This window comes from Streptomyces sp. NPDC051738 (assembly GCF_044453205.1).
Classification (GTDB): domain Bacteria; phylum Actinomycetota; class Actinomycetes; order Streptomycetales; family Streptomycetaceae; genus Streptomyces.
This window is the reverse complement of sequence record NZ_JBITCM010000011.1, coordinates 290,295-314,489: the sequence shown is the minus strand read 5'-3', so window position 1 is coordinate 314,489 and position 24,195 is coordinate 290,295. Positions and strand designations below refer to the sequence as shown.

The 24,195-nt window shown below is 71.3% G+C and carries 19 protein-coding genes; 11 read left to right on the top strand and 8 right to left on the bottom strand.

Annotation, left to right across the window (positions count from 1 at the left end):
• Positions 1–61 precede the first annotated feature (61 nt).
• The 3 genes from ACIA8X_RS26485 to ACIA8X_RS26475 are packed head-to-tail and all read left to right on the top strand — an operon-like array spanning position 62 to position 3,574.
• Positions 62–1,738, top strand: coding sequence for an FAD-dependent oxidoreductase (locus ACIA8X_RS26485; protein ID WP_393443325.1), 1,677 nt, complete (start codon positions 62–64; stop codon positions 1,736–1,738).
• Complete coding sequence (locus tag ACIA8X_RS26480; protein ID WP_399459239.1) at positions 1,735–3,207, top strand: ATP-binding protein; 1,473 nt, start codon at positions 1,735–1,737, stop codon at positions 3,205–3,207. Before ACIA8X_RS26485 ends, ACIA8X_RS26480 begins: the two co-directional genes overlap by 4 nt.
• A gap of 13 nt (positions 3,208–3,220) precedes the next feature.
• Complete coding sequence (locus ACIA8X_RS26475) at positions 3,221–3,574, top strand: UBP-type zinc finger domain-containing protein (protein WP_399459238.1); 354 nt, start codon at positions 3,221–3,223, stop codon at positions 3,572–3,574.
• A gap of 53 nt (positions 3,575–3,627) precedes the next feature.
• On the opposite strand, the gene ACIA8X_RS26470 is transcribed toward ACIA8X_RS26475, so the two are convergent.
• The 5 genes from ACIA8X_RS26470 to ACIA8X_RS26450 form a co-directional block, all read right to left on the bottom strand.
• On the bottom strand, positions 3,628–4,242 hold the full coding sequence (locus tag ACIA8X_RS26470) for a hypothetical protein (RefSeq protein WP_399459237.1): 615 nt from the start codon (positions 4,240–4,242) through the stop codon (positions 3,628–3,630).
• 107 nt (positions 4,243–4,349) lie between these two features.
• Positions 4,350–5,540, bottom strand: coding sequence for an SGNH/GDSL hydrolase family protein (locus ACIA8X_RS26465; RefSeq protein WP_393443333.1), 1,191 nt, complete (start codon positions 5,538–5,540; stop codon positions 4,350–4,352).
• A complete protein-coding gene (locus tag ACIA8X_RS26460; protein ID WP_399459236.1) occupies positions 5,537–7,915 on the bottom strand; it encodes a glycosyl hydrolase family 95 catalytic domain-containing protein in 2,379 nt (792 codons plus the stop codon). Before ACIA8X_RS26460 ends, ACIA8X_RS26465 begins: the two co-directional genes overlap by 4 nt.
• Before the next feature lie 62 nt (positions 7,916–7,977).
• Positions 7,978–9,789 carry an alpha-galactosidase D gene (locus tag ACIA8X_RS26455; RefSeq protein ID WP_393443337.1) on the bottom strand — a complete coding sequence of 604 codons (1,812 nt, stop codon included), beginning with the start codon at positions 9,787–9,789 and terminating at the stop codon, positions 7,978–7,980.
• Between the two features lie 23 nt (positions 9,790–9,812).
• Complete coding sequence (locus ACIA8X_RS26450; RefSeq protein WP_393443339.1) at positions 9,813–11,000, bottom strand: ROK family protein; 1,188 nt, start codon at positions 10,998–11,000, stop codon at positions 9,813–9,815.
• A 231-nt stretch (positions 11,001–11,231) separates the two neighbouring features.
• Here ACIA8X_RS26450 and ACIA8X_RS26445 point away from each other — a divergent pair, with 231 nt between their 5' ends.
• The 7 genes from ACIA8X_RS26445 (at position 11,232) to ACIA8X_RS26415 (ending at position 19,892) form a co-directional block, all read left to right on the top strand.
• Positions 11,232–12,404 (top strand): serine hydrolase domain-containing protein, encoded by a 1,173-nt coding sequence (locus tag ACIA8X_RS26445; RefSeq protein WP_393443341.1) that lies wholly within the window; start codon positions 11,232–11,234, stop codon positions 12,402–12,404.
• Positions 12,405–12,492: 88 nt separating this feature from the next.
• Positions 12,493–13,878 carry a CAP domain-containing protein gene (locus tag ACIA8X_RS26440; protein WP_393443343.1) on the top strand — a complete coding sequence of 462 codons (1,386 nt, stop codon included), beginning with the start codon at positions 12,493–12,495 and terminating at the stop codon, positions 13,876–13,878.
• A 76-nt stretch (positions 13,879–13,954) separates the two neighbouring features.
• The gene (locus ACIA8X_RS26435; protein ID WP_393443345.1) at positions 13,955–14,632 is read left to right on the top strand and encodes an AIM24 family protein; all 678 of its coding nucleotides are present in this window, start codon (positions 13,955–13,957) and stop codon (positions 14,630–14,632) included.
• Positions 14,633–14,835: 203 nt separating this feature from the next.
• Positions 14,836–15,951, top strand: coding sequence for a tetratricopeptide repeat protein (locus ACIA8X_RS26430; protein ID WP_393443347.1), 1,116 nt, complete (start codon positions 14,836–14,838; stop codon positions 15,949–15,951).
• Entirely contained in the window at positions 15,948–17,018 is a 1,071-nt protein-coding gene (locus ACIA8X_RS26425; RefSeq protein ID WP_393443349.1) for a polyprenyl synthetase family protein, read from the top strand. The genes ACIA8X_RS26430 and ACIA8X_RS26425 overlap by 4 nt, the downstream gene beginning before the upstream one ends.
• Positions 17,019–17,157: 139 nt before the next feature.
• Entirely contained in the window at positions 17,158–18,117 is a 960-nt protein-coding gene (locus ACIA8X_RS26420; protein ID WP_399459235.1) for a threonine/serine dehydratase, read from the top strand.
• A 155-nt stretch (positions 18,118–18,272) separates the two neighbouring features.
• On the top strand, positions 18,273–19,892 hold the full coding sequence (locus ACIA8X_RS26415; RefSeq protein WP_399459234.1) for a serine/threonine protein kinase: 1,620 nt from the start codon (positions 18,273–18,275) through the stop codon (positions 19,890–19,892).
• Here the strand turns inward: ACIA8X_RS26415 and ACIA8X_RS26410 are convergent, their stop codons facing one another.
• The gene (locus ACIA8X_RS26410; RefSeq protein WP_399459233.1) at positions 19,893–21,329 is read right to left on the bottom strand and encodes a serine hydrolase domain-containing protein; all 1,437 of its coding nucleotides are present in this window, start codon (positions 21,327–21,329) and stop codon (positions 19,893–19,895) included.
• Positions 21,330–21,475: 146 nt separating this feature from the next.
• Between ACIA8X_RS26410 and ACIA8X_RS26405 the strand changes: the two genes are divergently transcribed.
• A complete protein-coding gene (locus ACIA8X_RS26405; protein ID WP_399459232.1) occupies positions 21,476–22,519 on the top strand; it encodes a hypothetical protein in 1,044 nt (347 codons plus the stop codon).
• A 29-nt stretch (positions 22,520–22,548) separates the two neighbouring features.
• On the opposite strand, the gene ACIA8X_RS26400 is transcribed toward ACIA8X_RS26405, so the two are convergent.
• On the bottom strand, positions 22,549–23,031 hold the full coding sequence (locus ACIA8X_RS26400) for a DUF6328 family protein (RefSeq protein WP_399459231.1): 483 nt from the start codon (positions 23,029–23,031) through the stop codon (positions 22,549–22,551).
• 85 nt (positions 23,032–23,116) lie between these two features.
• On the bottom strand, positions 23,117–24,100 hold the full coding sequence (locus tag ACIA8X_RS26395) for an aldo/keto reductase (protein WP_399459230.1): 984 nt from the start codon (positions 24,098–24,100) through the stop codon (positions 23,117–23,119).
• Between the last annotated feature and the right edge of the window lie 95 nt (positions 24,101–24,195).

Genomic DNA, 24,195 nt, shown 5'->3' with positions numbered 1-24,195 from the left:
GACTGCGCCATCCGGACGTCCACCGCCGCGTCGAGTACGCGACCCTCGGGGTGGGAGACGTATGGCACAGGCCGCCGACACGGCGCGGACCGTCATCCTGACCGTGGACGACGACCCGGGAGTGTCCCGGGCGGTCGCCCGCGACCTGCGACGGCGTTACGGCGAGTCGCACCGGATCGTGCGCGCGGAGTCCGGCGAGTCCGCGTTGCAAGCGCTGCGCGAGCTGAAGCTGCGCGGTGATCTCGTCGCCGTGATCCTGGCCGACTACCGCATGCCGCAGATGAACGGCATCGAGTTCCTCGAACAGGCCCTGGACGTGTACCCGGGCGCGCGCCGGGTGCTGCTGACCGCTTACGCGGACACCAACGCGGCGATCGACGCGATCAACGTCGTCGATCTCGACCACTACCTCCTCAAGCCCTGGGACCCCCCGGAGGAGAAGCTCTATCCGGTCCTGGACGACCTGTTGGAGGCCTGGCGGCGCAGCGACTACCGGCCGGTGCCCAGCACCAAGGTGGTCGGACACCGCTGGTCGGCACGGTCGTCGGAGGTGCGGGAGTTCCTCGCCCGCAACCAGGTGCCGTACCGCTGGTACTCGGCCGACGAGCCCGAGGGGCAGCGACTGCTGGCCGCCGCCGGGCAGGACGGGCAGCGGCTGCCGCTGGTGGTCACGCCGGACGGTACGGCCCTCGTCGCGCCCGAGGCGCCCGAGCTGGCCGCGAAGGTGGGGCTGGCCACGACGCCGACGGCCGACTTCTACGACCTCGTCGTCATCGGCGGCGGGCCTGCCGGGCTCGGCGCCGCCGTGTACGGGGCGTCGGAAGGGCTGCGGACGGTGCTGGTGGAGCGGTCGGCGACCGGCGGGCAGGCCGGGCAGAGCTCCCGGATCGAGAACTACCTGGGCTTCCCGGACGGAGTGTCGGGCGCACAACTCACCGACCGCGCCCGCCGGCAGGCGACGAAGTTCGGCGCCGAGATCCTCTCCGCGCGCGAGGTGACGGGACTGGAGGTCAGCGGCGCCGCCCGGATCGTACGGTTCTCGGACGGCTCGGCGGTCGCCGCGCACAGCGTGATCCTGGCGACCGGTGTGTCGTATCGGCAGCTCCAGGCGCCCGGCTGCGACGACCTGACCGGCTGCGGGGTGTACTACGGGTCGGCACTGACGGAGGCGCCCGCATGCCAGGGCCAGGACGTGTACATCGTCGGCGGCGCCAACTCCGCCGGGCAGGCGGCGATGTATCTGTCGCGGGGCGCGAAGTCGGTGACGCTGCTGGTGCGCGGGGCGTCGCTGTCGGCGTCCATGTCGCACTACCTGATCCAGCAGATCGACGAGGCGCCGAACATCTCGGTGCGCACGGGCACGGTCGTCGAGGCCGCGCACGGCTCCGACCATCTGGAGCAGCTGACGCTGCGCGAGGTGGACAGCGGGCGGAGCGAACTCGTCGACGCCCAGTGGATGTTCGTGTTCATCGGCGCGGCCCCGCTCACCGACTGGCTGAACGAGGCGGTGCTGCGGGACGGCCGCGGGTTCATCCTGGCCGGGCCCGACCTGACGTCCGACGGACGGCCGCCGGCGGGCTGGGAGCTGGACCGGCCGCCGTACCACCTGGAGACCAGTGTTCCCGGCGTGTTCGTGGCGGGCGACGCGCGCGCCGAGTCCGCGAAGCGGGTCGCGTCCGCCGTCGGAGAGGGAGCCATGGCCGTGATGCTCGTCCACCGTTACCTGGAGCAGTCATGAGCGGGCAGTTGATGCCGTGCCAACCCGGGGAGATCGGGTCGCTGTTCCTGTTCGAGAAGCTCTCCCCCGAGCAGCTCGGCAGGCTGTGCGGCGAGGGACGGGTGGAGAGGTTCGAGCCGGGGCCCGTGTACACCGAGGGCGACCCCGCCACCTGCTTCTACGTGATGATCGAGGGCACCGTCGTGCTGTCCCGCCGGGTCGGCGGGGACGACGTGGAGGTGACCCGGACCTCGCAGCGCGGGGTGTACGCCGGGTCCATGCAGGCGTACCTGGGTGACCGGGTGCGGCAGGCCTACAACAACTCCATGCGCGTCACCGAGCCGACGCGGTTCTTCGTGCTGCCCGCCGACACCTTCGCGGAGATCATGCAGGAGTGGTTCCCGATGGCGGTGCATCTGCTGGAGGGGCTCTTCTTCGGTTCGAAGAGCACCCAGCGGGCCATCGGGCAGCGCGAACGGCTGCTGGCGCTGGGCTCGTTGTCCGCCGGGCTCACGCACGAGCTCAACAACCCCGCGGCGGCGGCCGTACGGGCGACCGCGACGCTGCGCGAGCGGGTGGGCAAGATGCGGCACAAGCTGGCCATCATCGCGCAGGGCTCCTACTCCCCCGAGGTCATGGCGAACCTCATCGACATCCAGGAACGCACCGCCGAGCGGGTCGCCAAGGCCCCCACGCTGAGTCCGCTGGAGGCCGCCGACCGGGAGGACGCGGTCACCGACTGGCTCGACGACCACGACATCCAGCAGGCCTGGCGGATCGCGCCGACCTTCGTGCAGGCCGGTCTCGACGTGGACTGGCTGGACCAGGTCGCGACGGCGGTGGACGAGGAGATCCTGCCGAACGCGATCGGGTGGCTCAACTACACCGTCGAGACCGAGCTGTTGATGGACGAGATCAACGACTCGACCGCGCGCATCTCGCATCTCGTCGACGCCGCCAAGCAGTACTCCCAGCTCGACCGCGCGCCCTTCCAGAACGCCGACGTGCACGAACTCCTCGACAGCACCCTGCTGATGCTGTCGGGCAAGATCGGCCGGCAGATCAAGGTCGTCAAGGAGTACGACCGTACGCTGCCGAAGATCCCCGCGTACCCGGCGGAGCTCAACCAGGTCTGGACGAACCTCATCGACAACGCGGTCGCCGCGATCAACAGCGCGGGCGGCGAAGGGACGTTGACCGTGCGCACGGCACCGGATCACGACCGGCTGCTGGTGGAGTTCCGTGACACAGGGGTGGGCATCCCGGCGGAGAACCGGGGGCGGATCTTCGATCCCTTCTTCACGACGAAGCCCGTGGGTGAGGGCACCGGGCTCGGCCTCGACATCTCCTGGCGGATCGTGGTCAACAAGCATCACGGCAACATCCAGGTGGAGTCGGTGCCGGGTGACACGCGGTTCCAGGTGCTGCTTCCGCTCACCGCGGCCGAGAACGACACACCCGAGATCGACCTTGCCGAGGAGTCCGCATGAGTGAGGAGTCCGCATGAGTGCCGAGAAGGGGATCGACCCAGGCGTGCCGCCCAGTGGCGGCGGGTGCGTGGAGTGCGACGCGGCCGGCGGGTGGTGGTTCCATCTGCGGCGGTGCGCGCAGTGCGGGCACGTGGGGTGTTGCGACAGTTCACCCGCGAAGCACGCGACGGGGCACTACCGGGACACCGGGCACCCTCTGGTGCAGAGCTTCGAGCCGGGTGAGGCGTGGTACTGGAGCTACGAGACGAACGAGCTGTTCGAGTCCGGGCCCGAGCTGGCGCCTCCGGTCAGTCATCCGGCGGATCAGCCGACACCGGGGCCCGCGGGGCGGGTGCCGGCGGACTGGGCGAAGACGTTGCGCGACTAGCGACTTCGCGTGGCCCGCGACTTTGCGTGCCCGGCGCTCGAAGCGGTCCGCCGCTAGGAGGCAGCGATCGACCACGCGAGGTTGACGGCCCAGCCCAGGACACCCACAACAGCGCAGGCGAAGATACCGAGCCCCACCCGCTCGGCCGCCTTCTCGCGCCGCGAGGGCTCCCGACTCCGGTTCGGCTTGCCCGACTTGGGCGGCCTGACCACCAGGTACGCGAGCCAGGTGAGGGCAGCCGCGGCGAACCCGACCTGCCACAGCTCGCCCACGACGCCCCAGATCCCGGCCCGCTGAATGGACTGCGTTTCGAGCCCTTCCCGGGCGGCGAACTCGGTGCCGTCCGGGTAGTCGTGCCCGGTGTCCTCAAGGTGGACGTAGAAGGCGTCGTCGGCACCGCCGCCGTCCGGTGTGAAGTCCCCGTAACAGGAGATGTCGGAGCTCTTGCGGCTGTCGTTCGTGTCGTAGCAGCGCTCGACCTTGTACGTGCCCGGTGTGCCGTAGAGGCCCGCGGACAGGGCGAGATCGAGGGACGCGGTGACGAGCCAGAAGGCGGCGACGAACGCGGCGATGCCGCCGAAGATCCAGCGGATCACCCGGACCAGGAGTCGCCGGGGGCGGGAGTCGGTCCGGGAGCCCGTACGGGAGTCGGTGCGGGTGTCTGTCATGGGGAGCCGGCTGATCCTTCGAGTGGGGGGACGACGCAGACGAGCCAGGCTGCACCCTATCCCCGCAGCTCAGGCGTTCCGCACCGGGTCCCCCTGGCCCGTGCTGATCAGTCGGTGGCGGTGCACTCCAGGGCGTTCAGGTCGACGGCGTCGGCCATCGCCTGCATGCCCTTGTCGTTGGGGTGGATGTGGTCGCCGCCGTCCAAGGCGGGGAGCATCCGTGCGGGGTCGTAGGGGCTGCGCAGGATGCGGTCGAAGTCGGTGACGGCGTCGAACTCGCCGCTGGTGCGGATGAAGGTGTTGACCTCCTGGCGGACGGCCTCGGCGGCCGGGTCCCATTCGTGCCAGCCCTTGAAGGGGCCGACGGTCGCGACCACGACGCACTTCCCGGCCGCGTGCGCCCGGTCCACGATCTCGCGGTAACCCTCGATCAGGTCCTCGGCCGTGACGCCCGAGTGGGCCTTGATGTCGTTCACGCCCTGGAAGAGGAAGACGGTGCGCACGCCCGGCTGGGACAGGACGTCCCGCTCCAGCCGGTTCAGCGCGCTCTGCCCGGGAAGGTCGGTGAGGACCTTGTTCCCGGATATGCCCTCGTTGGCCACGCCCCGCACGGTCGTGTCGGCCCGTTTCAGGCGGCGGGCCAGGTAGTCGGGCCAGCGGCGGTTCAGGTCGGACGTGGACTGCCAGCCGTCGGTGATGGAGTCGCCGAGGGCGACCACGGCTCCGGTGCCCGCGGGGGCGCGGACGGAGACGGCGTCGAGGTAGAACCAGGAGCCGGTCGGGATGGTCCAGGCGGCGCCGCTCTCCTCGGCGGTGTGGTCGCCCTGGGTGGCGTACGACGTCTGCATGGCCATCCAGTGGCCGCTCGCGGGGCCGCCCGCGTCCGGGCTGTGCAGGCTGACGACCAGGTTGGTCGCGGCGGGCAGCCTGCCGGGCAGCGGGTCGCTCCACACGGTGCCGCCCGCCGGCACGGTGACCGTGCGCGCACCGCCGAAGGCCAGGCGCCGGTTGCTGCCCGGCCGCAGCTCGGCGCCCTGCTCCTGGATGCCCGCGTGGACGTTGTCGAAGGTCAACGGCCGGTCCCCGAAGGCGTTGGAGAGCCGGATCCGGACGTCGGTGCCGCCCACGCTGGTGTGCACGACGAGGCGGTAGCTGCGGCCGGCGACACCGTCGCCCATGCGGTCGGCGCTCGCCGCCCAGGTGACCACGCCGCTCCCGGCACCGGTCGCCTCGGCGGGCGCCGACTGGCAGGCGACGAGCGTCAACAGGACGGCTGCCAGCGGGAGATGGGCCCTCACCGGGCGAGGTCCTTCAGGGTGACGGAGGCGCCGGGCTTCAGGGTGACCGTGCGGGACTCGTCGCCGTACGCGACCGTCGTCGTGCGACCGCCGACGCTTCGGACACGGGCCTCGGTCGGTTTCCCGTCGCGCCAGCTCAGGTCGACCTCGAAGCCGCCGCGTGCGGACACGCCCTTGACGAACCCCGAGGCGGCCCAGGCGTCGGGGAGTGCCGGGAGGAGTTCGATGTGTCCCGGCCGGGAGTACAGCAGCATCTCCACCATCGCGGCCGGCGTACCGAAGTTGGCGTCGATCTGGAAGATGCCCCGGCCGCGTTCCACCTCGTAGATGTCGAAGAGGTTGAACGCCGTGCCGTTGCTGCCGTCGGTGGACGGGCGGAGGTTGTTGACGATCAGCTGGTACGCCTTGTCCGCGTCCTTCAGGCGGGCCCAGCACAGGCTGCGCCAGGCGTTGGCCCAGCCGAAGCTCTCCATGCCGCGCGCGGTGAGCAGGGCGGTGGCGCCGGCGACGAGGTCGGCCGGGGTGGAACCGTCGGGGCGGATGCGGTCGCCGGGGAACAGGCCGACGAGCGGGGACAGGTGGCGGTGCGTGGTCTCGCCGAGGTTGTCGGGGGACATCCACTCCTCCAGCCAGCCGGTGGTCGGGCTGACCCGCGGCAGGTACAGCCTCCTGCGCAGTGCGGCGATCCGGTCCGCGTAGTCGGTGTCCTTCCGCAGCTCGGCCGCCGCGGTGCAGTAGTTCCCGAACAGCGCCCACACCAGTTCCTGAGCATAGGTGATGCCCTTGGCGTCGAGCGGGCCGTGCTCCGGCGACCAGTCGCTGTCCGCGACCAGGACCTCCTTCAATGTGCCGGGGAGGGTGGTGGTGAGCAGCCGCGCCGCCCAGAACTCGCACGCGCCCTTCAGCAGCGGGTAGATCTTCGTCAGGTGTTCGCGCGACCCGGTGTACTCGTAGTGCTCCCACAGGGTGGTGCACAGCCAGGCGTTACCCGCCGGGTGCCACCACCAGCCGCCTCCGCCGTAGGGGTTGGTGGAGATGGCGACGGTCCAGCCGGCGTTCTCGCCGGTGGAGTTGCGGTAGCGGTTGCGCGGGTCGTTGAAGAGGCGGCGGGTGGTGTCGGTCCAGGACGGGAGCTGGGCGACGCAGTAGTCGGTGAGGGCGTCGAAGCAGGACGACAGGCCCGTGCGGTCGGCCATCCAGTAGTTCATCTGGATGTTGATGTCGGTGTGGTAGTCGCCCATCCAGTCCGGGTCGTTGCCGTCCAGCCACAGCCCCTGGAGGTTGAGGGGCAGGCTGTCGCGCGAGCCGCAGATCATGAGGTAGCGGCCGAACTGGAGGTAGGCCGCCTCCAGTTCGGGGTCGGGTTCGGGATCGCGGGTGCGGGCGTGCAGGCGCTCCCAGGTGTCCAGTTCGCGCTGCGCGGCCGTGGAAGGGCCCAGGGAGAGGTCGAGACGTCCGTACAGGGCGCGGTAGTCGGCGACATGGGTGCGCCGCAGGGCGTCGGCCGATACGGCGCAGGCGGCCCGGACCTTCGTACGTGCCAGTCGCTCCGGGTCGAGGGCGGGGTCGCGGAACCCGGCCCCTGCGTCGGGCGCGTAGTTGGTGCCGGCGCTGACCACCACGGTGAGGTCCTTGCAGCCGGAGAAGTCGATCCGGGTGCCGTGCACGGTGACCTTGCCGCCGCTGCCGCGTGCCTTGAGGGCGGCGCCGTAGCGCAGGCCGTTGGGGAGGGTCGCGCCGAAGGACTCGGCGGCGGTGGGCGTCTCGCCGTGGGTGCCGGTCAGGGTGAGGGAGCCCGTGTAGTGGCCGCCGCCGCTCTGCGTGAAGTGCAGGATGATGGCGTCGTCGGGGTGGCTGGCGTACATCTCGCGCCGGTAGGTGACGCCGGAGCGGACGTAGGAGCTGGTGACGAGGCCCTGGGCGAGGTCGAGGGTGCGGCGGTAGCCGCCCACGGCGCCGAGGTCGTGGTCAAGGATGTCGACGGTGAGCTTGGCGAGCAGCGTGAACGAGCCGAAGTCGGAGCGGCCGTAGGGGAACTGGCCGTCCTGGTCGAGGGTGTCGTTGAGGCCGCCGGTCCACATGGTGGCGTCGGTGATCAGCAGCAGTTCGCGGCCGGGGTCGTTGCTCGCGAGGGCGCCGATGCGGCCGTTGCCGACGGGCAGGCCCTGTTCGATCAGGGAGCCCTCGTCGCCGGGTGCCTGCCACCACAGCCGGTGCCGGGAGGCGTCGGCGGGCAGCGGGACCCCGGCGGCGGGGCGGTCGGGCGCGGCGGAGGCGGTGAAGGCGGGCAGCGTGCCGAGGGCGGCGGTGAGGCCCGCGGTGGTGGCGAGGGAGAGGAGGGTTCTTCGGCTCGGCTCGTTCGGGCTGGTGCCCATGTGCGGCTCCGGATGCGTCTCGGGCGGGGCCCGGCGCACGGCCGGGCCCCGGTGGAGGAAGGTCAGAGAGACTTCTGTACGTCGATCCGGTCGATGTCCGGCGCGTAGCCGGTCCCGCTGTCGAACGTGATCGTGTTGGCCCCGGCCTTCAGCTTCACCGGCACGTAGACGCTGTTGACGGTGGACCAGTCCCCGGTGGACGCGAACTTGTGCGAGGTGCCGCCGCTTCCGTTGGCCGACACGGAGACCGAGCGGGAGTCGCCGCTGACGTAGGCGACCTTGACCTGGTAGGTGCCGGCCTTGGCCACCACGACGTCGTTGACGGTGACCTTGCCGCCGACGTAGAGGTTGCCGACCTTGCGGCCGTCGGAGCAGGCGGAGCAGTCGGCCACGGAGGCGTTGCCGCTCAGGGTGCCCGCCTCGGCCTCGTGGGCGGTCCAGGCGAGGTCCGTGCCGCGCGGGGTGACGGTGAACAGGCGGGAGCCGTGTGCGGGGAGCGCCTGGGTGATCTTGTCGGAGTAGGTGCCGAGGTTCTCCTTGTTCCACACGTCGCGCACCGAGGCCTTGCCCTTGAAGCCGAGGGTCGACCAGTTGGCGGTCACCGAGGCGGGCGCGTCGGAGAGGTTGAACAGGGCCACGGTGTAGGTGCCGTCGGGGTACTTCGCGGCCCAGACCTGCTGCGGGTCGGATGCGGTGACGGGCTCGGCGGGCGGGGCGCTGCTCTGGTTGATGCCGATGACGTCGCGGTCGGTCAGCAGCGACAGGCCGTAGGAGTCGAGCTTCGTGAGGTCGTCGCCGGTGAAGAGGGGGGACTTGGCGATGGCCCACAGGGTGGCGTAGCTCTGCCGCTCGGCCTTCGTCAGGCCGTCCATCTCACCGTTGCCGACGTTGAGGGAGTCGAGGTCGTTCCAGCCGCCGGGGCCGGCGTGGGCGGTCCAGGCGGGGGCGTCGTCCCAGCGGTCGTCGACCGAGTTCTCCCAGGTGACCAGGGTGTTGCAGTAGCACTCGACGTCGGTGTCGATGCGCCAGCCGTTGGAGTACTTCTTCCAGTCCTCGACGTGCCCGTAGTCCAGGGACCAGGACAGCTCCAGGTGGATGGGGCGGCCGGCGGCCTTGATGGCCTGCTGCCAGGCGGCGACGTCGGCGACGTTGTTGTAGTTGTCGCCGCTCTTGAAGGAGCCGGGGCCCACGCCGTCGAGCTTCAGGAAGTCGTAGCCCCAGTCGGCGAACATCTGCGCCTGGGAGTCGATGTACTTCTGCGCGCAGGGATCCGAGAAGTCGATCTTGTAGGCGCTGTCCCAGCCGTTGGTGGTGCGCAGGTCGTCGTAGACGATGTCGCCGGTGGTGCAGCCGTCGGCGTTCCAGATCGGGTTCTTGCCGTCGTTGTACGCGCCCTTCTCCAGGCCGACCGGGAGGTAGATGCCGGCTTTGAGGCCCTTGGAGTGGATGCGGTCGGCGACGGCCTTCATGCCGCTCGGGAAGCGCACCGGGTCGGCCTTCTGCCGGCCGTACTCGTCGAACTGCGACTTCCAGGACCAGTCCATCCACCAGCCGGCGTCTATGTTGACGTACTCGTAGCCGTACTTCTTCAGCTTGGCGGCCATGGCGTCGGTCTGCTTGGTGACGTTGGCCTCGGACAGGTAGCTGTAGTCGCCCTTGGGGTTGAGGCCCGGGTACTTCGACGACTGCATGGTCCAGCTCGTCCAGCCCATGTAGGGCTTGGCGGCCACCGCGGTGCTGGTCGGGGCGGCCGGGGGCGTGGTGGTCTCGGCCTGCGCGCTGGGGACGGCGGCGGTGACACCGGCGGTGAGGGCCAGGACCACCACGGCTCTCAGGGCGCGTGCGGGCATGACGGAGTACGAGGATGACCGCATGGGTCGTACCTCCAGGGGTTGGTTCAGCGGCTCTGGCGCTGGTCGTCGGCTCTGATGAAGGACTGGATCGCGGTGGCCGCGGCCCCGCGCGCCCACTCCTCGAAGGGCAGTGGGCGGGTCTGTACGTCGCACCGGTCGGCGGAGCCGAACGCGGCCGCGGCGAAGGCGTCGCGGATCTGTTCGGCGAACAGGTCGTGGGCGGCGAGACCCTCGCCGGAGATGATCACCCGCTCGGGGCCGAGCAGGTTGGCCACGGTGGCGATGCCGCGGCCGATCGCCTCGCCGGCCCGGGCGTAGGCCTCGCGCGCCCCGGCGACACCGCGGTGGGCGAGGGCCACGGCTTCCGCGGTGTCGGCGACCTCGACGCCCGTGGTCGCGCGGATCCGCCGGAGGATCGCGGCGTCCCCCGCGATGGCCTCCACGCAGCCGCGGTTGCCGCAGTGGCAGGGCGGACCGGCCGGATCGACGGTGACGTGCCCGATCTCTCCGGCCACACCGTGCGCCCCGGCGACCACCCGTCCGTGCACCACGAGCCCACACCCGATGCCCGCGCCGACCGTCACCACGGCGAAGTCGGACAGCCCCACGCCTGCGCCGAACCACTGCTCGGCGACGGTGAGGGCCCGTACGTCGTTGTCGACGGTGACCGGCAATCCGGTGGTCGTGGCGGCGAGTTCGGCGAGGGGTACGTCCCGCCACTCCAGGAACGGCGAGTAGCGGACGACTCCCGCACCGCGGTCCACGTCACCGGAGACGGCGATGCCGAGTCCGAGGACGGGGACCCTCAAGTCGCCTGCCTCTGCGAGCAGTTCGCCCGTCAGCTCGGCGACGCAGGCCAGCACGGCCTTCGGTTTCCGGTCCGCCAGCGGCGCGTGGCGGGCGACGCGGATGCGGCAGCACAGGTCGGTGAGCACGGCGATGACCTCGTCGCCGGTCACCTTGACGCCGATGAACAGCGCCCGTCCCCCGTCGACCCGTACGGGGTTGGCGGGGCGGCCGAGCGCGGGCCGGGCGGGCTCGTCGACGTCCTCCACCAGGTAGCCGGCCTCGATCAGGGGCCGCACCGCCTTGGTGACGGCGGCCGGGGACAGTCCCGCCCGCCGGGCCACCTCCAGGCGGGTGAGGGGCCCATGGCTCAGGACCGTGGTGAAGATCTGCGAGGCGGCCGGCGTGTTCGCCGGGAACGTCTCGGCGCGGCGGATCGAGGGCATGTCCGGAACCTAGAGGTCTTATTTTCCGCCGTCAATAAAAGAAACAGGATTCCCACAGGGAGCCTCAAAGGACTCCCACCCGGTGATACCTGACTGTCCAACTGTGCGTCGTCTGTGGCGATGTGACGGGATGCGAGAAGGTTGCCCCGCGTGCAGGTGATCGTTCTCGTGTTCAGCAGCACATCTGCATCAAAGGTCGGCAGCACATCGACAGAGACGGGAGTCAGCCGGATGGTCTCAGCAACGGTGGTCAGGGGTACGGCGGTGACGGCGGCCGTGGTGTCGCTCCTGGCGGTTCCCGCGCACGCCACAGCCCTGGCGCCCGGCGCCACCACCAGGGCCGAGTCCTCGGCGGCCGCCCTGCCCAAACCCGATGTCACGGGCCTGTGGAACGTCCTGCGCACGGTGCGCGGGCAGGGTGCCCCAGGCGCGATGGCGCGGCTCGACGACGGCGGCTCGGTCCACTGGGCGGCCACGGGCGTCGCCCATCGCGAAACCGGACGGAAGATCAGCAACACCGACCGGTTCCGCATCGGAAGCGTCACCAAGATCTTCTCGGCGGTCGTCCTGCTGCAACTGGCCGACGAGAAGAAGCTGAAGCTCGACACCCCGGTCAACCGCTATCTGCCGGGGCTGCTGCCCGATGACCGCATCACGGTCCGGCATGTGCTCGGCCACCGTAGCGGCCTGCACGACTACACCAACGAGATGTTCGCGCGGACGGTTCCCGGCTTCGAGGCGGTCCGGAAGAAGGTCTTCACCTACCGGCAGCTGGTGAACCGGTCCCTGAGCAAGCCGCGGACCACCAAGCCGGGCGGCGCGTACTCCTACTCCAACACCAACTTCGTGGTCGCCGGAATGCTCATCGAGAAGCTGACCGGGCACTCCGTGCGGACCGAGTACCAGAACCGGATCATCGAGCCGCTCCACCTGCGCGACACCTTCTATGTGCACCCCGGCACGAAGATCCCCGGTCGGCACGCGCGCGGGTACCTCACTCCCGACGCCGCCGGCGCGAAGCTCGTCGACGCCACCGAGCAGACGGTGTCCTGGGCGCAGAGCGCGGGCGCCGTCATCTCCACCACGCGGGACCTCAACACCTTCCTGTCGGCGCTGCTCGGCGGCCGGCTGACCTCCCGGGCACAGCTGGCCCAGATGCAGCGATGGGTGCCGTCGGGGACCAAGCAGGAGTACGGGCTGGGCCTGCGGCGCCGTCATCTGTCATGCGGGATCTCCGTGTACGGTCACACGGGCGCCGTCCAGGGCTACTACACCTACGCCTTCGCCTCCAAGGACGGCAAGCGCAGCCTCACCGCGCTCGCCAACACCTCCAACAACGGCACGGTCCTCAACTCCATGCTGGGCACCCTGGAGTCCGCGTTCTGCGGCAAGCAGGTGAAGTAGCGCGCACGTCGGGTGGGAACCCGCGAGATCCGCTGGACGTTTTCCGGACATCCCCACCGGATCTCGAACCACCCACCAGGACGGCACGATGAGCGAGTTGGTTCCCGGGGGCAATCTGCCCCTCCCGGGCGGCAGTGTGACCGTCCGGGTGCCCGGCCCCTTCGATGTGTCCGCGCTCATCACCGACGACGACGGCAAGGTCCGGGGCGATGCCGACTTCGTGTTCTACAACCAGCCGTCCGCGCCGGGCGCCCGGCTCCACGGCGACACCCTGACGGTCGATCCGCCGCGACTGCGGCACGGGGCCACGCGGGTCACGGTGGTCGTCAGCCCCGCCGACCCCGGCACTCCCCTGGGCCGCCTGCCCGCCCCCACGCTCCACGTCACCGGCCCGGGTGGCCGCCCGATCGCCCGGTTCGCCCCGCCACGCCCGCGACAGGAGACCGTGCTGCTGCTCGCGGAGATCTACCGGCGCGGCGACAGCTGGAAGCTGCGGGCTCTCGGGCAGGGGTACGCGGACGGACTGGCCGGGATCGCGCGCGACTTCGGGGTTGACGTCGTCGAGGACGCCACGCCGTCGCCGGTCCCGTCGGCACCCGCGCCGCCCGTGGCCGGCGCTGCGCCGATGCCCGTCGTACGGCCCACGAGCACGATGCAGACCTTGTCCGCCGTCACCGCCCCGCATGTCGCCTCCCCCGATCCCGACGGCTTCCTCGGCCTGGTCAACTCCGCCCGCGCCGGTGCCGGTTCACCGCCCGTCGCTCTCGACGCCCGCCTCGCCACCGCCGCTCAGGCCCACGCCGCCGCCATGGCCGCGGCAGGCCGGCTCGGTGTGGAGGGCCGCGACGGCGTCTCCGTGTACCAGCGCGTCACCGCCACCGGGTACGCGTATCTCACCGTTGGCGAACACCTGGTCTCCGGCCCGCGCACCCCCGCCGAGTTCGTCGCGTACTGCCTGCGCACCGAGCAGCCCCGCCGCACCCTGCACGACCCGGCCTTCACCCACGCCGCCGTGGCGTACGTCAGGGGCGGCCGCTCGGGCGACACGTACTGGACCGCGCTGTGGGCCAGGCCTCTCACGCCGGGGGACCTGTCCCGCACGGCGGCGGAGGTCGTCGACCTCACCAACCGCGAGCGGGCCAGGGCCGGGCTGCGCGCCCTGGCCGTCGATCCCGCGCTCGGCACCGCCGCACAGGCCTACAGCACCGACATGGCGGTCCGCGCGTTCTACTCCCACACCTCGCCGGAGGGAACCCAGCCCTGGGACCGTGCGGCCGCCGCGGGCTCCCGCATGCGCGCGATCGGCGAGAACATAGCCTGCGGCCAGCGCTCCCCCGCCGAGGTCGTGGAGGGCTGGATGAACAGCCCGGGCCACCGCGCCAACATCCTCAAGCGCGACTTCACGCACATTGGGATCGGCTTCGCGGGCGGCGGTCCCGCGGGCACGTACTGGACACAACTCTTCGGCGCCTGACGGGCCCAGAAGCAGGCTCAGACGGCGACACACCGCGATCTGGTCGGAACGTAACCGTCCGGGACAGGATGCCCGTATGAAGGGTGACCTCTTTTCCAGCGAGCACATGGTCCAGCCGGCCACGGCACCGGGCATGACGATCGAGAACGCCAAGTGCGTCAAGTACGCGGTGAACGGCGAGATGCACGCCCGCCAGGGCGCGATGGTCGCCTACCGCGGCAACCTCCAGTTCGAGCGCAAGGGCCAGGGCGTGGGCGGCATGCTCAAGCGGGCCGTGACCGGTGAGGGGCTGCCGCTGATGGCGGTGCGGGGGCAGGGCGAGGCCTGGTTCGCGCACGAGGCGCAGAACTGCTTCATCGTCGACGTCGACCCCGGCGACGAGTTCACGGTCAACGGCCGCAACGTCCTGTGTTTCGACGCCTCGTTGTCGTACCGGATAGCTACGGTGAAGGGTGCGGGCATCACCGGCGGCGGACTGTTCAACAGCGTCTTCACGGGCCAGGGCAGGCTGGGGCTGGTCTGCGAGGGCAACCCCCTGGTGATCCCCGTCTCACCCCAGTACCCGGTGTACGTCGACACGGACGCGGTGGTCGGCTGGACCGCCGGGCTGCAGACCTCGCTGCACCGCTCGCAGTCCCTGGGCTCGATGCTGCGCGGCGGCTCCGGGGAGGCCGTCCAGCTGATGCTGCAGGGCCAGGGCTACGTCGTCGTACGGCCGAGTGAGGCGACACCGCAGAAGCCCCAGCAGCACTGACACCACCCTCGCGAGGTGATCTGCGCCTCACGAGCAACCCTGTCCGCTCTGCCGACGTCTTGATCGACAACAAGTGAAGACCATCAGGTGACCGTCACCGATGACGCCCTGGCCTTCTGGCCAGGGCTCATTTTCGACGCACTATACCGCCCATGTATACACCCAGCGTATAGATGGCGTGTATACCGGATCGAGAGGCATACATGTACGGCAAGGCATTCGCCCCGGAGTACCAGGGCGCCCTGACCACCCTGTCCGTCAACTCCTCGCTGACCGACGTACTGGCCGCCGGCACCGAGCAGTTGAAGGCCGCCGAGCGGGCCGGACAGCACGGCGAGGCGGCGCGTTCGGGGCTCGCGGTCGCCGAGGCGCACCGCCGGCTGGGGCAGATCGGGGACGCGGACCGGGCGTGGAAGGCGAGCTACCGCGCCGCCCGGGAGGCCGGCGACACCGGGGCGATGGCCTGGGCGCTGTGGAGCGGCGGCACCCTGGCCCGGCAGCGCGGTGCGTTCCCGCTGGCCCGGCGGCTCCTGCAGCTCGCGGCGGACCTCGGTGAGCGCGGCGGCGACATCGTCGTACGCGGCTACTCGCTGGCCGGCCTTGCGGAGACCGGCCGGATCCAGGGCGACTACGAGGCGGTCCACCGGCTGCACGAGCAGCTGCTGGCCGAGGCCCGGCGGCGCGGTGAGGCGCGGCACACGGTGTGGGCGCTGGAGGGCATCGCCCAGATCCATCGCCAGACCGGGTCGTACGACACCGCGTTCGCCCTGTTCGAGGAGGCCGCTGAGATCGCCGCCCGTGCCGAGGACCGGCGCGGTCACGCCTGGGCGCTGCGTGGGCTCGCCGACATCGTCTCCGTCCGGGACGGGAACGTCGAGCGGGCGCTGGCTCTGCTGTCCGAGGCGGAGGCCACCTGCCGCGCGATGAAGCTCTCCAGCGCGCTGGCCTACAACCACAAGATGCGCGGCAACGTCCTGTACCGCGCCGGGCGTTACGCCGAGGCCCGCGCCCTGTACGAGCAGGCGCTCGCGGAGTTCCGCGCCATGAGCGAGCCGCGCGGGGAGGCGCTGTCCCGACTCGGGCTGGCCAAGTCACGGGCCCGGCTGGGGCGCGATCGGGCCGAGACGGCCGCCGAACTGACCGAGCTGGCAGGGGTGTTGGAGCGGATCGGGCTGCGGCACGCGCGGGAGATGGTCGCTCGGGCGCAGGCGGAGTTCGACACCCTGGAGGACGCTGCCGCGAAGAAGGAGGAAGCCTCGGAGAAGGAGGAAGCCTCGGCGATGGCGGGGGCGGGCGCCGGGGCGGTGGCCGTACGGTGACGACGTTCCCTTCGGCGGTGCGGACTCCGTTCGACGCCCTTCCGGTCACCCCGTCGGCGCAGGCACCGGCCGACGCCCACCAAGTCCTCGACCGCTGCCGTGCCTTGGTGCGGCCCGCGCTGCGCGACGCCGTGGGGCGGATGCATCCCTGGGTCGGTGAGATGGCCGCGTACACCTTCGGCTGGTGCGAGGTGGGCGGCGCGCCTGCCGTCGCCTCCGGCGGAAAGGGCGTGCGGCAGGCCCTGGCCGTGCTCGGGGCCGAGGCGGCCGGTGCTCCCGGGCAGGTCGGGGTGCCGGGGGCGGTAGCGGTGGAGCTGGTGCACGCCTTCTCCCTGCTGCACGACGACATCATGGACGGCGACACGATCCGGCGCCGCCGCCCCACCGTGTGGAAGGCGTACGGCACCGGGCCCGCCGTCCTCGCGGGCGACGCCCTGTTCGCGCTGGCCGTCGAGACGCTCGCCGCGGCACCGGCGGGTCCGCAGGCGGTGCGGCTGCTGTCCGTGGCGTTGCAGGACCTGGTGCGCGGGCAGGCAGACGACCTGCTGTTCGCCACGCGTCCGTGGACCGGGCCCGAGCGGGTGCGGCCGGACGAGTACCGGGCGATGGCCGAGCACAAGACGGGCTCCCTGCTGGGCTGTGCGGCCGCCCTTGGCGCCCTGCTGGGCGGCGCACCGCCCGCGACCGTCTCCGCCCTCGACCGTGCGGGACGTCATCTGGGCGTCGCCTTCCAGGTGGTCGACGATCTGCTGGGCATCTGGGGCGACCCCGCCGTCACCGGCAAGCCGGTGCACGGAGACCTGCGGGAGCGGAAGAAGACATTCCCCGTACTGGCCGCGCTCGACTCCCCCGCCGCCGGTCGGCTCCCCTCGGTGCTGGAGTCCGCCGCCGACCCCGGCGGTACGGCCGCGCTGATCGAGGAGCTGGGTGGCCGCTCGGCCGGGCTGGCCGAGGCACGGCGTCAGGTGACCGCCGCCGAGGCGGCTCTCGCCGAGGTTCCGCTGGAGGCAGAGGTTGCCGGGGAGCTGCGGTCGCTGATCGGCTTCCTCGTGCGGCGCGATCTGTGAAGGCCCCGCTCACCGCTGTACGGCGGTGATCGGCACGCCACCGTGGAGCGCGCGGCGGAACCGGGTTGACCGGCACCCCTCCCCCGGTCAGGGTGCGAAGCGGCACGGATCACAGCCCCGCGCCGGAAAGGTGACTGCCTTGATCGGGATCTCGGACGTCGAAGCCGCGGCCGGCCTCATCGCCGGACACGTCGTGCACACCCCGACCGTGTCCAGCCCCGGCCTCACGGCCCTGCTCGGCGTTCCGGTCACGGCCAAGCTCGAACTCCTCCAGCGCACCGGCTCGTTCAAGGCCCGCGGGGCGACGGCGAAGCTGCTGTCGCTGACCGACGCCCAGCGCGCCGCCGGGGTCGTGGCGGTCAGCGGCGGCAACCACGGCATCGCCCTGGCGATGACGGCCGCCGACCTGGAGGTGAAGGCCACCGTGGTGATGCCGCGTTCGGCGCCCGCCCGCGCCGTCGGGATCGCCCGGGACGCCGGAGCCTCCGTACGGCTGACGGACGACATTGACGGCGCGTTCTCGCTCGTCACGAGGCTGCGGGACGAAGGGCTGACGCTCGTCCACCCCTTCGACGACCCCTTGGTGATCGCCGGGCAGGGCACCGTCGGGCTGGAGCTCGCCGACGACGCCGGCGACCTCACGGACGTACTCGTCAGCGTCGGGGGCGGTGGGCTCATCGCGGGTGTCGCGGTGGCGCTGCGGGCCCGCCGGCCGGGCGTGCGGATCTGGGGTGTGGAGACCGAGGGCGCCGAGGCGATGTCCGAGGCGCTGGCGGCGGGCGGGCCGGTGCCGGTGGCGCTGTCCTCGATCGTGTCCACGCTGAGCGCGCCGAGTGTGTCGCAGCTGACGTACGACCATGTGTCCGCCGTGGTCGACGAGGTGCTCGTGGTCCCGGACCGGGAGGCGGTGCGGGGCGTGCTCGATCTCGCCGAGCACGCCAAGGTGTGGACCGAGCCGGCCGCCGGGTGCCTGCTGCCCGCGGCCCGGCGCGTGCTGGAGCGGGTCGGGGACGGCGCCCGGCTCGGGCTGGTCGTGTGCGGGGGCAACGCGACGACCGCGGACGTGCTGCGCTGGGCTGCGGATTTCGGCCTTCGCTGAAGCATTGCGGCTCAATTCCCTTGCCTTTTGGCGAGCTTACTCACGCGTAAGAAGCAAAGGAAAAGAAGCGCCCTTTAGTTGAGGATTTCGTTGAACGCTTCCGGCCACACCTCTCGTACTTCCTGTGAGAAATGAGAGCCACGGTTCAACGAGGGATGGCCATGGTCAAGGCGCGCGTCTCCACAGCCGAGTTGGTCGCGGGAAGGTATCGACTCGTCGATGTCGTCCATCGCGAGACGAACCGCGTCAGTTACTACGGCGAGGACATCGAGACCGAACACCCGTGTCTCCTCACCCAGGTCGGGCTGCCCGACGATCCGTGCCCGGACGCCAGGCGCCGGGCGACCTCGCGCATCCTGCGGACGTCCGAGCGGATGGGCCTGCTGCGTCCGGGCCGGGTCGCGACCGTCCTGGACGCCGTCGAGGAGTCCGGGAGCCTGTGGTTGGTCACCGAGTGGATCGACGGCACGCCGCTGGGCGAACTCCTCGCCCAGCAGGGCACGTTCAACTACGTACGGGCCGCCCGCATCGGCCTCGAACTGCTCGACGTGCTGGAGGCGGCGCACGTCGCGGGCATCACGCACGGCGAGCTGAGCCCGGGCCAGGTGTTCGTGCGCGAGGAGGGCCCCCTCGTCGTCACCGGCTTCGGCCTGGCCGGCGCGACCCTCGCGCCCCGGGTCGCCGCACCGTCGTACGCGTCCCCTGAGCAGGCCCGTGACGAGCGCATCGGGCCGGCGTCCGATCTGTGGGCGCTCGGCGCGATCCTCTACACGATGGTCGAGGGCCGCCCGCCGTATCGCGAGCGGGACCGGCCCGAGGCCACGTTGAAGGGGGTGGACCGGCTTCCGCTGCGGGCCCCGGTGCGTGCCGGGCCGCTCACCCAGGCCGTGCAGGGGCTGCTGCGCAAGGACTCCCGGGAGCGGCTGAGCAGACCGGTGATCCGCGACACGTTCGTGCGTGTCCTCAGCGAGGACCCCGAGGCTCCCTTGCAGGCGACGACGGCACGACCCCGGTTGCGTGGTCGGTACGCCGTGGGCCCGGGCTGGGGCAGACGTGCCATGGTCGCCGGCACCGCCCTCGCCGTGGTCACGGTCGCGGCCGCGGTCCTGGTCGTGACCAACGGCCGGGAGGACGACGGAGGTTCGTCGGCGGCCGGCGCGGCACCGACCCCGTCGGCTTCCGCGAAGAAACCCACGAGCCTGGCCCCCACCACGGAGCCCACCCCGTCCCCCACGAAGGAAACGACGGAGCCCCCGCCGCCCACCGCGTCCCCCTCGCCCACCGCGTCCCCCTCGGGCACCGCTCTGCCCGACGGCTTCCGGACGTACACGTCACCGGAAGGCTTCTCCGTCGCCCTCCCCGAGGGCTGGAAGCCGCTGCGCACGACGCGCGCCGCGAGCCTCGCGTACCGGGTGGAGTTCGGCGCGGCCGACGATCCGCGCACCCTCGCGGTGACCTACAGCGAGCGCGTGGGTCCCGACCCCGTCGCCGTCTGGCGCGACGCCGTCGAGCCCGGTCTCAAGCGGTCCGGCGTCGGCTACGAGCGTGTCGGTGACATCGAGGCGACCACGTACCAGGGTTACGAGGCCGCCGACATCCAATGGCTCGCCGACCTGGACGACACCCGTGTCCGCACCTTCGGCCGCGGCTTCCTCATCGGCGAGCACCGCGGCTATTCGCTGCGCTGGACGACCCCGGAGGCCGACTGGGACGACGCCGGCAACCGGGAGGCCCTGGACGTCGTCCTGCGGACCTTCCGCGTGCCCGAGGACTGATCAGGCCGACGGCCGAGGTGCGCGCATCGCCCGCAGGGGCGGGTGGTGCAGCGGCTCGGTGCGCCAACTCGCCTTGAACGTACGGTCCTTGAGCGAGCACGTCACGTCCAGGTGGTGCGGGGTCTCCAGGAAGGCGACGTCCACGACGAGGGTGTCCGGGTCGGTCCAGCCGCCGCTGACCGCGGTGGGCAGCGGCTCGTCGCTGACGGTCCACCCGGCGTCCCCGAGCCGCACCCGCAGCGGGTGGCCGTCCTCGGTCAGGGTCAGTGTCCAGCCGTCCTCGCCCGGCGCGAGGTCGATCGCGGTCAGCTTGGGCAGGTGCTCGCAGACCCCGCCGTCCGGCGTGAACGCGCCGGCGGACCAGGCCTCGGCCCGCTCGGGCGGTGCGGTCTTGCCGGCCGCGGGCGGCAGCGCGAGGTCCGCCAGCCGCTTGGCCAGGGCCGCGTCCGCCGCCTCGCCGCCGGTCAGGGGCGCGGGCCCGAACGCAGGCAGCAGATGCTCCCAGACGAGGTTCAGCACGGCCTGCATGTTCCGGGTGTCCGCGGTCGTCGCGATCACCGCGTCCTGCTCGGGCAGCACCAGGCAGAACTGACCGTACGCGCCGTCACCGCGGTAACCGTGCCGGGACATCCAGAACTTGAAGCCGTAGCCCCGCTGCCAGTCCTCCCCGGGCCTGACGCCGGCGTTCTGGATCTGCGCACGCGTGGCCTCGGCCACCCACCACTCGGGCAGCAGCCGTTCGCCCTCCCACATCCCACCCCGCAGATACAGCTGGCCGAGCCGGGCGATGGCGTCGGTGGTGGCGTGCAGCCCGCTGAAGCCGAACTCGCGGCCGCTGCGGTCGCTCAACCACGCGATGTCGCCGATGCCGAGCGGATCCAGCAGGCGCGGCCGGAGGTACTCGGTCAGCGACTGACCGCTCGCCCGCTGCACGATGGCGGAGAGGGTGAAGGTGGCGGACTGGTTGTACGCGAAGACGGTGCCCGGGTCGCGCGGCGGCGGTATCAGCAGGAACCCGCGCACGAGGTCCTCGCTGTCGAGGCCGTAGGCCGCGAAGAGGGTGTCGCTCTCGTGCCCGCTGGCCATGGACGCCACGTGCCGCACGAGCATCGCGCGGCTGCGCGGATCGGTGATGTCGGCCTCGAACTCCGGGAAGTACGAGATCACCGGGTCGTCGAGCCGGATCAGCCCCTCGGCGGCGGCGATCCCGGCGGCGGTCGCGGTGAAGCTCTTGCTGATCGAGTAGAGGAGTTGGGGGCGCTCGGGGGTGTACGGCGCCCACCAGCCGGACGCGACGAGCCGGCCGTGTCGCAGGATCATCAGGCTGTGCGGCTCGATGTCCGGGGCGGCGTCGAGGGCGTCGAGGAAGGCGAGGACACCGGAGGCGTCGACGCCCTGGGCGGCGGGGGCGGCCGAGGGCAGCGGGCGAACACTCATGCGGGCATCCTCTCCCACGGCCCGGCGACGATCTAGGCAATAGGCGCTGCCGGGCATGCATATAGGCTGCCTCTCTACACATGTGCGGTCCGATCAGCCCTGTTCACATGTGCAGATCCGATCAGCACTGCTCAGGAGAGTCATCCGTGACCCTTGCGTTCGTCCCGCCCGAGACGTCCCCCGCGCCCCCGGCCCCGCTGTCCGACCTCGTCGCGCGGGACGCCCGCGAGTTCGGCGTCTACGCGCGGACCGGAGGGTGGGCCTTCGGCCTGATGGTGGCGCGCAGCGTGCGACCCGGTGGCCAGGGCGCGGACGAGACGGCGAAGGTGTCCGCGAAGGAGTTCGCCGAACTCGCCGGATGCTCCCCGGAGCGCGTCATGCGCTACTACAAGGCCTGGGACCGGGCCGCCGACGACGGCCTCGTCCCGCACTTCGAGGCGCTCGCGCCGGGCCAGGAGGTGGAGCTGCCGGACGCCGACGTGTGGCTCAGCTACTACGTCTCCCGCAACAGCGCCACCTCCGAGCGCGGCACCGCCATCACCGAGGCCGCCGAGGCCGAGGGCATCCGCCCGACGAAGGCCCTGGAGGTCGCCGAGAACCCCACCGCACTGCGCGCTGCCATCCTCGCCGACCCCTCCACCGCCCGTGCGGCCCGCCAGGCGCTCCTGGACCGGGTCCGCGAAGACCCGGATCTGCAGGCCGAGTTGGCGCGGGACGTCGTCCGCACCGACGACCTGAAGAAGGCCGTGGCCACCGAGAGCCGGTCGGCCGACCGGATCGGCTACGTCCGCCAGATCGCCGAGTCCGGTCAGATCAAGACGCCGGCCGGGCAGACCGTCGACGCGCCCGTGGATCTGCGCCAGGAGGCCGAGCGGCATCTGTCGCTCATCGACGAGCTGGAGGAGGACGAGGACACCGGTGAGTGGGCCACGGAGGCCTACGACACCATGAAGTCGCTCGTCGTCGAGGCCGTGGAGGCCGACCCCGAGCTGCGGGTGCAGGAGCGGCGGACGAAGTTCTACAGCAGCCTGCAGAAGGCGACGAAGGTCTTCGAGGAGCTGACCTTCGACGATGTGCAGGAGTTCGTCGAGGACGACATGGTCCAGCAGTTGGAGGAGCTTCAGCAGGCCATCGCCACGGCCATCGCGGCTCTGCGCGGGACGCGGCAGGGCGCGGCGCGACAGGAGTAGCCGCGCTCACTCCATCGACGCGCCACCGCTCACTGTGTGTAGCGGTGGCGTGTCCACACAGGCAGCACGAACCAGCACACCACGTACCAGACGACCACGCCCGCGACCAGCCAGGGCACGAAGTCATCGTTCATGGCGACCCGCAGGATCAGCAGCAGCGCGGACGCCATCGTGGCCAGCAGCAGGACCAGGCCGACGGAGGTAAGCCGGGAGGCCCAGTCCACGGCCTGCGGTTTGATGCGCCGCCCCGACACCACGCGGTGCAGGGACACGGGACCGATCAGGGCGCCGGTGGCGGCGGCGCCCAGGACGACCGTCACGATGTAGATGGTCTGGTCCGTGTCGCTGAGGGTGTCGTACTTGGTGGTGAAGACGACGGTGAGCAGGAAGCCGAAGAGGATCTGGACGCCCGTCTGGGCCACCCGGACCTCCTGGATGAGTTCGAGCCACTTGCGGTCGGCCCGCTCTTCCTCTGTCTCGTCGCGTCCCGTCCGCTCTTGCTGCTCCGTCATACGGTCCGGGTAACCACGGCGCGAAAAACTCAAACGGCGCGGGTCCGGGAGCGGCGGTATGGCCGCCCCTGGAGCCGTGCCGCGTCTACCAGCGGTTTTCCACCTGTTCCTTGATTCGCCGGTCGTAGAGGTCCTGGATCGCGGCCAGCGTCTCGTCGGACAGGTCCGGGAGCGCGGCGGCGGCCGCGTTCGCACGGGCCTGCTCGGGCGAGCGGGCGCCCGGGATCACGGTGGTCACGCCCGGCTGCTGGATGATCCAGCGCAGCGCCAGCTGGGCCGGGGTGAAGCCCTCGGGTGCGAGGGCGGCGAACTCGACGGCCGCCTCCACGCCGGACTCGTAGTCGACGCCGGAGAAGGTCTCGCCCTGGTCGAAGGACTCGCCGTGCCGGTTGTAGGTGCGGTGGTCGTTCGCGGGGAAGACGGTGTCCTTGGTGTACTTGCCCGACAGCAGGCCGGAGGCCAGCGGGACCCGGGCGATGATGCCGACGCCGGCCTCCCGGGCGGCGGGCAGCACCTCGCGCAGGGGCTTCATGCGGAACGCGTTCAGGATGATCTGCACGCTGGCCACGCCCGGCCGGGCGATCGCGGCCAGCGCCTCCTCGCAGGTCTCCACGCTGACGCCGTACGCCGCGATGCGCTCCTCCTCCACGAGGGTGTCCAGGGCGTCGAACACCTCGTCCGTCGAGTAGACCGGTGTCGGCGGGCAGTGCAGCTGGACCAGGTCGAGGCGGTCCACGCCGAGGTCGCGCCGGGAACGGTCGTTCCAGGCGCGGAAGTTGTCGAGGACGTAGTTCTCGGGGATCTGGTCGACGCGGCGGCCCATCTTGGTCGCCACGAAGATGTCCAGCTCGGGCCTGCCGCGCAGGAAGGCGGCGATGGTCTGCTCACTGCGTCCGTCGCCGTACACGTCGGCCGTGTCGAAGAAGGTCACCCCCGATTCGACCGCCGCGTCCAGCACGGCGAGGGCTTCCTTGTCGTCGACGTCTCCCCAGTCGGCGCCCAGCTGCCATGTCCCGAGACCGACGACGGAGGCCCGCCGTCCCAACCTGCCGATTACACGCTCGTCCATGGCGTCAGTGTGTCATTCGTCATGCGCATGCGCGGAACGGGCCCCTCCGCGCCGCCACCTGTGAATCATTCACTCACACGAGTGAACGGGTGGTA

Excerpts from the sequence above, each read along its gene's own strand:
- ACIA8X_RS26440 (WP_393443343.1), top strand. The coding sequence starts at position 12,493 with ATGAGCGAGTTGGTTCCCGGGGGCAATCTGCCCCTCCCGGGCGGCAGT.
- ACIA8X_RS26450 (WP_393443339.1), bottom strand. The coding sequence starts at position 11,000 with ATGCCCTCGATCCGCCGCGCCGAGACGTTCCCGGCGAACACGCCGGCC.
- ACIA8X_RS26395 (WP_399459230.1), bottom strand. The coding sequence starts at position 24,100 with ATGGACGAGCGTGTAATCGGCAGGTTGGGACGGCGGGCCTCCGTCGTC.
- ACIA8X_RS26410 (WP_399459233.1), bottom strand. The coding sequence starts at position 21,329 with ATGAGTGTTCGCCCGCTGCCCTCGGCCGCCCCCGCCGCCCAGGGCGTC.
- ACIA8X_RS26460 (WP_399459236.1), bottom strand. The coding sequence starts at position 7,915 with ATGGGCACCAGCCCGAACGAGCCGAGCCGAAGAACCCTCCTCTCCCTC.
- ACIA8X_RS26415 (WP_399459234.1), top strand. The coding sequence starts at position 18,273 with ATGGCCATGGTCAAGGCGCGCGTCTCCACAGCCGAGTTGGTCGCGGGA.
- ACIA8X_RS26485 (WP_393443325.1), top strand. The coding sequence starts at position 62 with ATGGCACAGGCCGCCGACACGGCGCGGACCGTCATCCTGACCGTGGAC.
- ACIA8X_RS26480 (WP_399459239.1), top strand. The coding sequence starts at position 1,735 with ATGAGCGGGCAGTTGATGCCGTGCCAACCCGGGGAGATCGGGTCGCTG.
- ACIA8X_RS26445 (WP_393443341.1), top strand. The coding sequence starts at position 11,232 with ATGGTCTCAGCAACGGTGGTCAGGGGTACGGCGGTGACGGCGGCCGTG.
- ACIA8X_RS26475 (WP_399459238.1), top strand. The coding sequence starts at position 3,221 with ATGAGTGCCGAGAAGGGGATCGACCCAGGCGTGCCGCCCAGTGGCGGC.
- ACIA8X_RS26455 (WP_393443337.1), bottom strand. The coding sequence starts at position 9,789 with ATGCGGTCATCCTCGTACTCCGTCATGCCCGCACGCGCCCTGAGAGCC.
- ACIA8X_RS26435 (WP_393443345.1), top strand. The coding sequence starts at position 13,955 with ATGAAGGGTGACCTCTTTTCCAGCGAGCACATGGTCCAGCCGGCCACG.
- ACIA8X_RS26430 (WP_393443347.1), top strand. The coding sequence starts at position 14,836 with ATGTACGGCAAGGCATTCGCCCCGGAGTACCAGGGCGCCCTGACCACC.
- ACIA8X_RS26470 (WP_399459237.1), bottom strand. The coding sequence starts at position 4,242 with ATGACAGACACCCGCACCGACTCCCGTACGGGCTCCCGGACCGACTCC.
- ACIA8X_RS26400 (WP_399459231.1), bottom strand. The coding sequence starts at position 23,031 with ATGACGGAGCAGCAAGAGCGGACGGGACGCGACGAGACAGAGGAAGAG.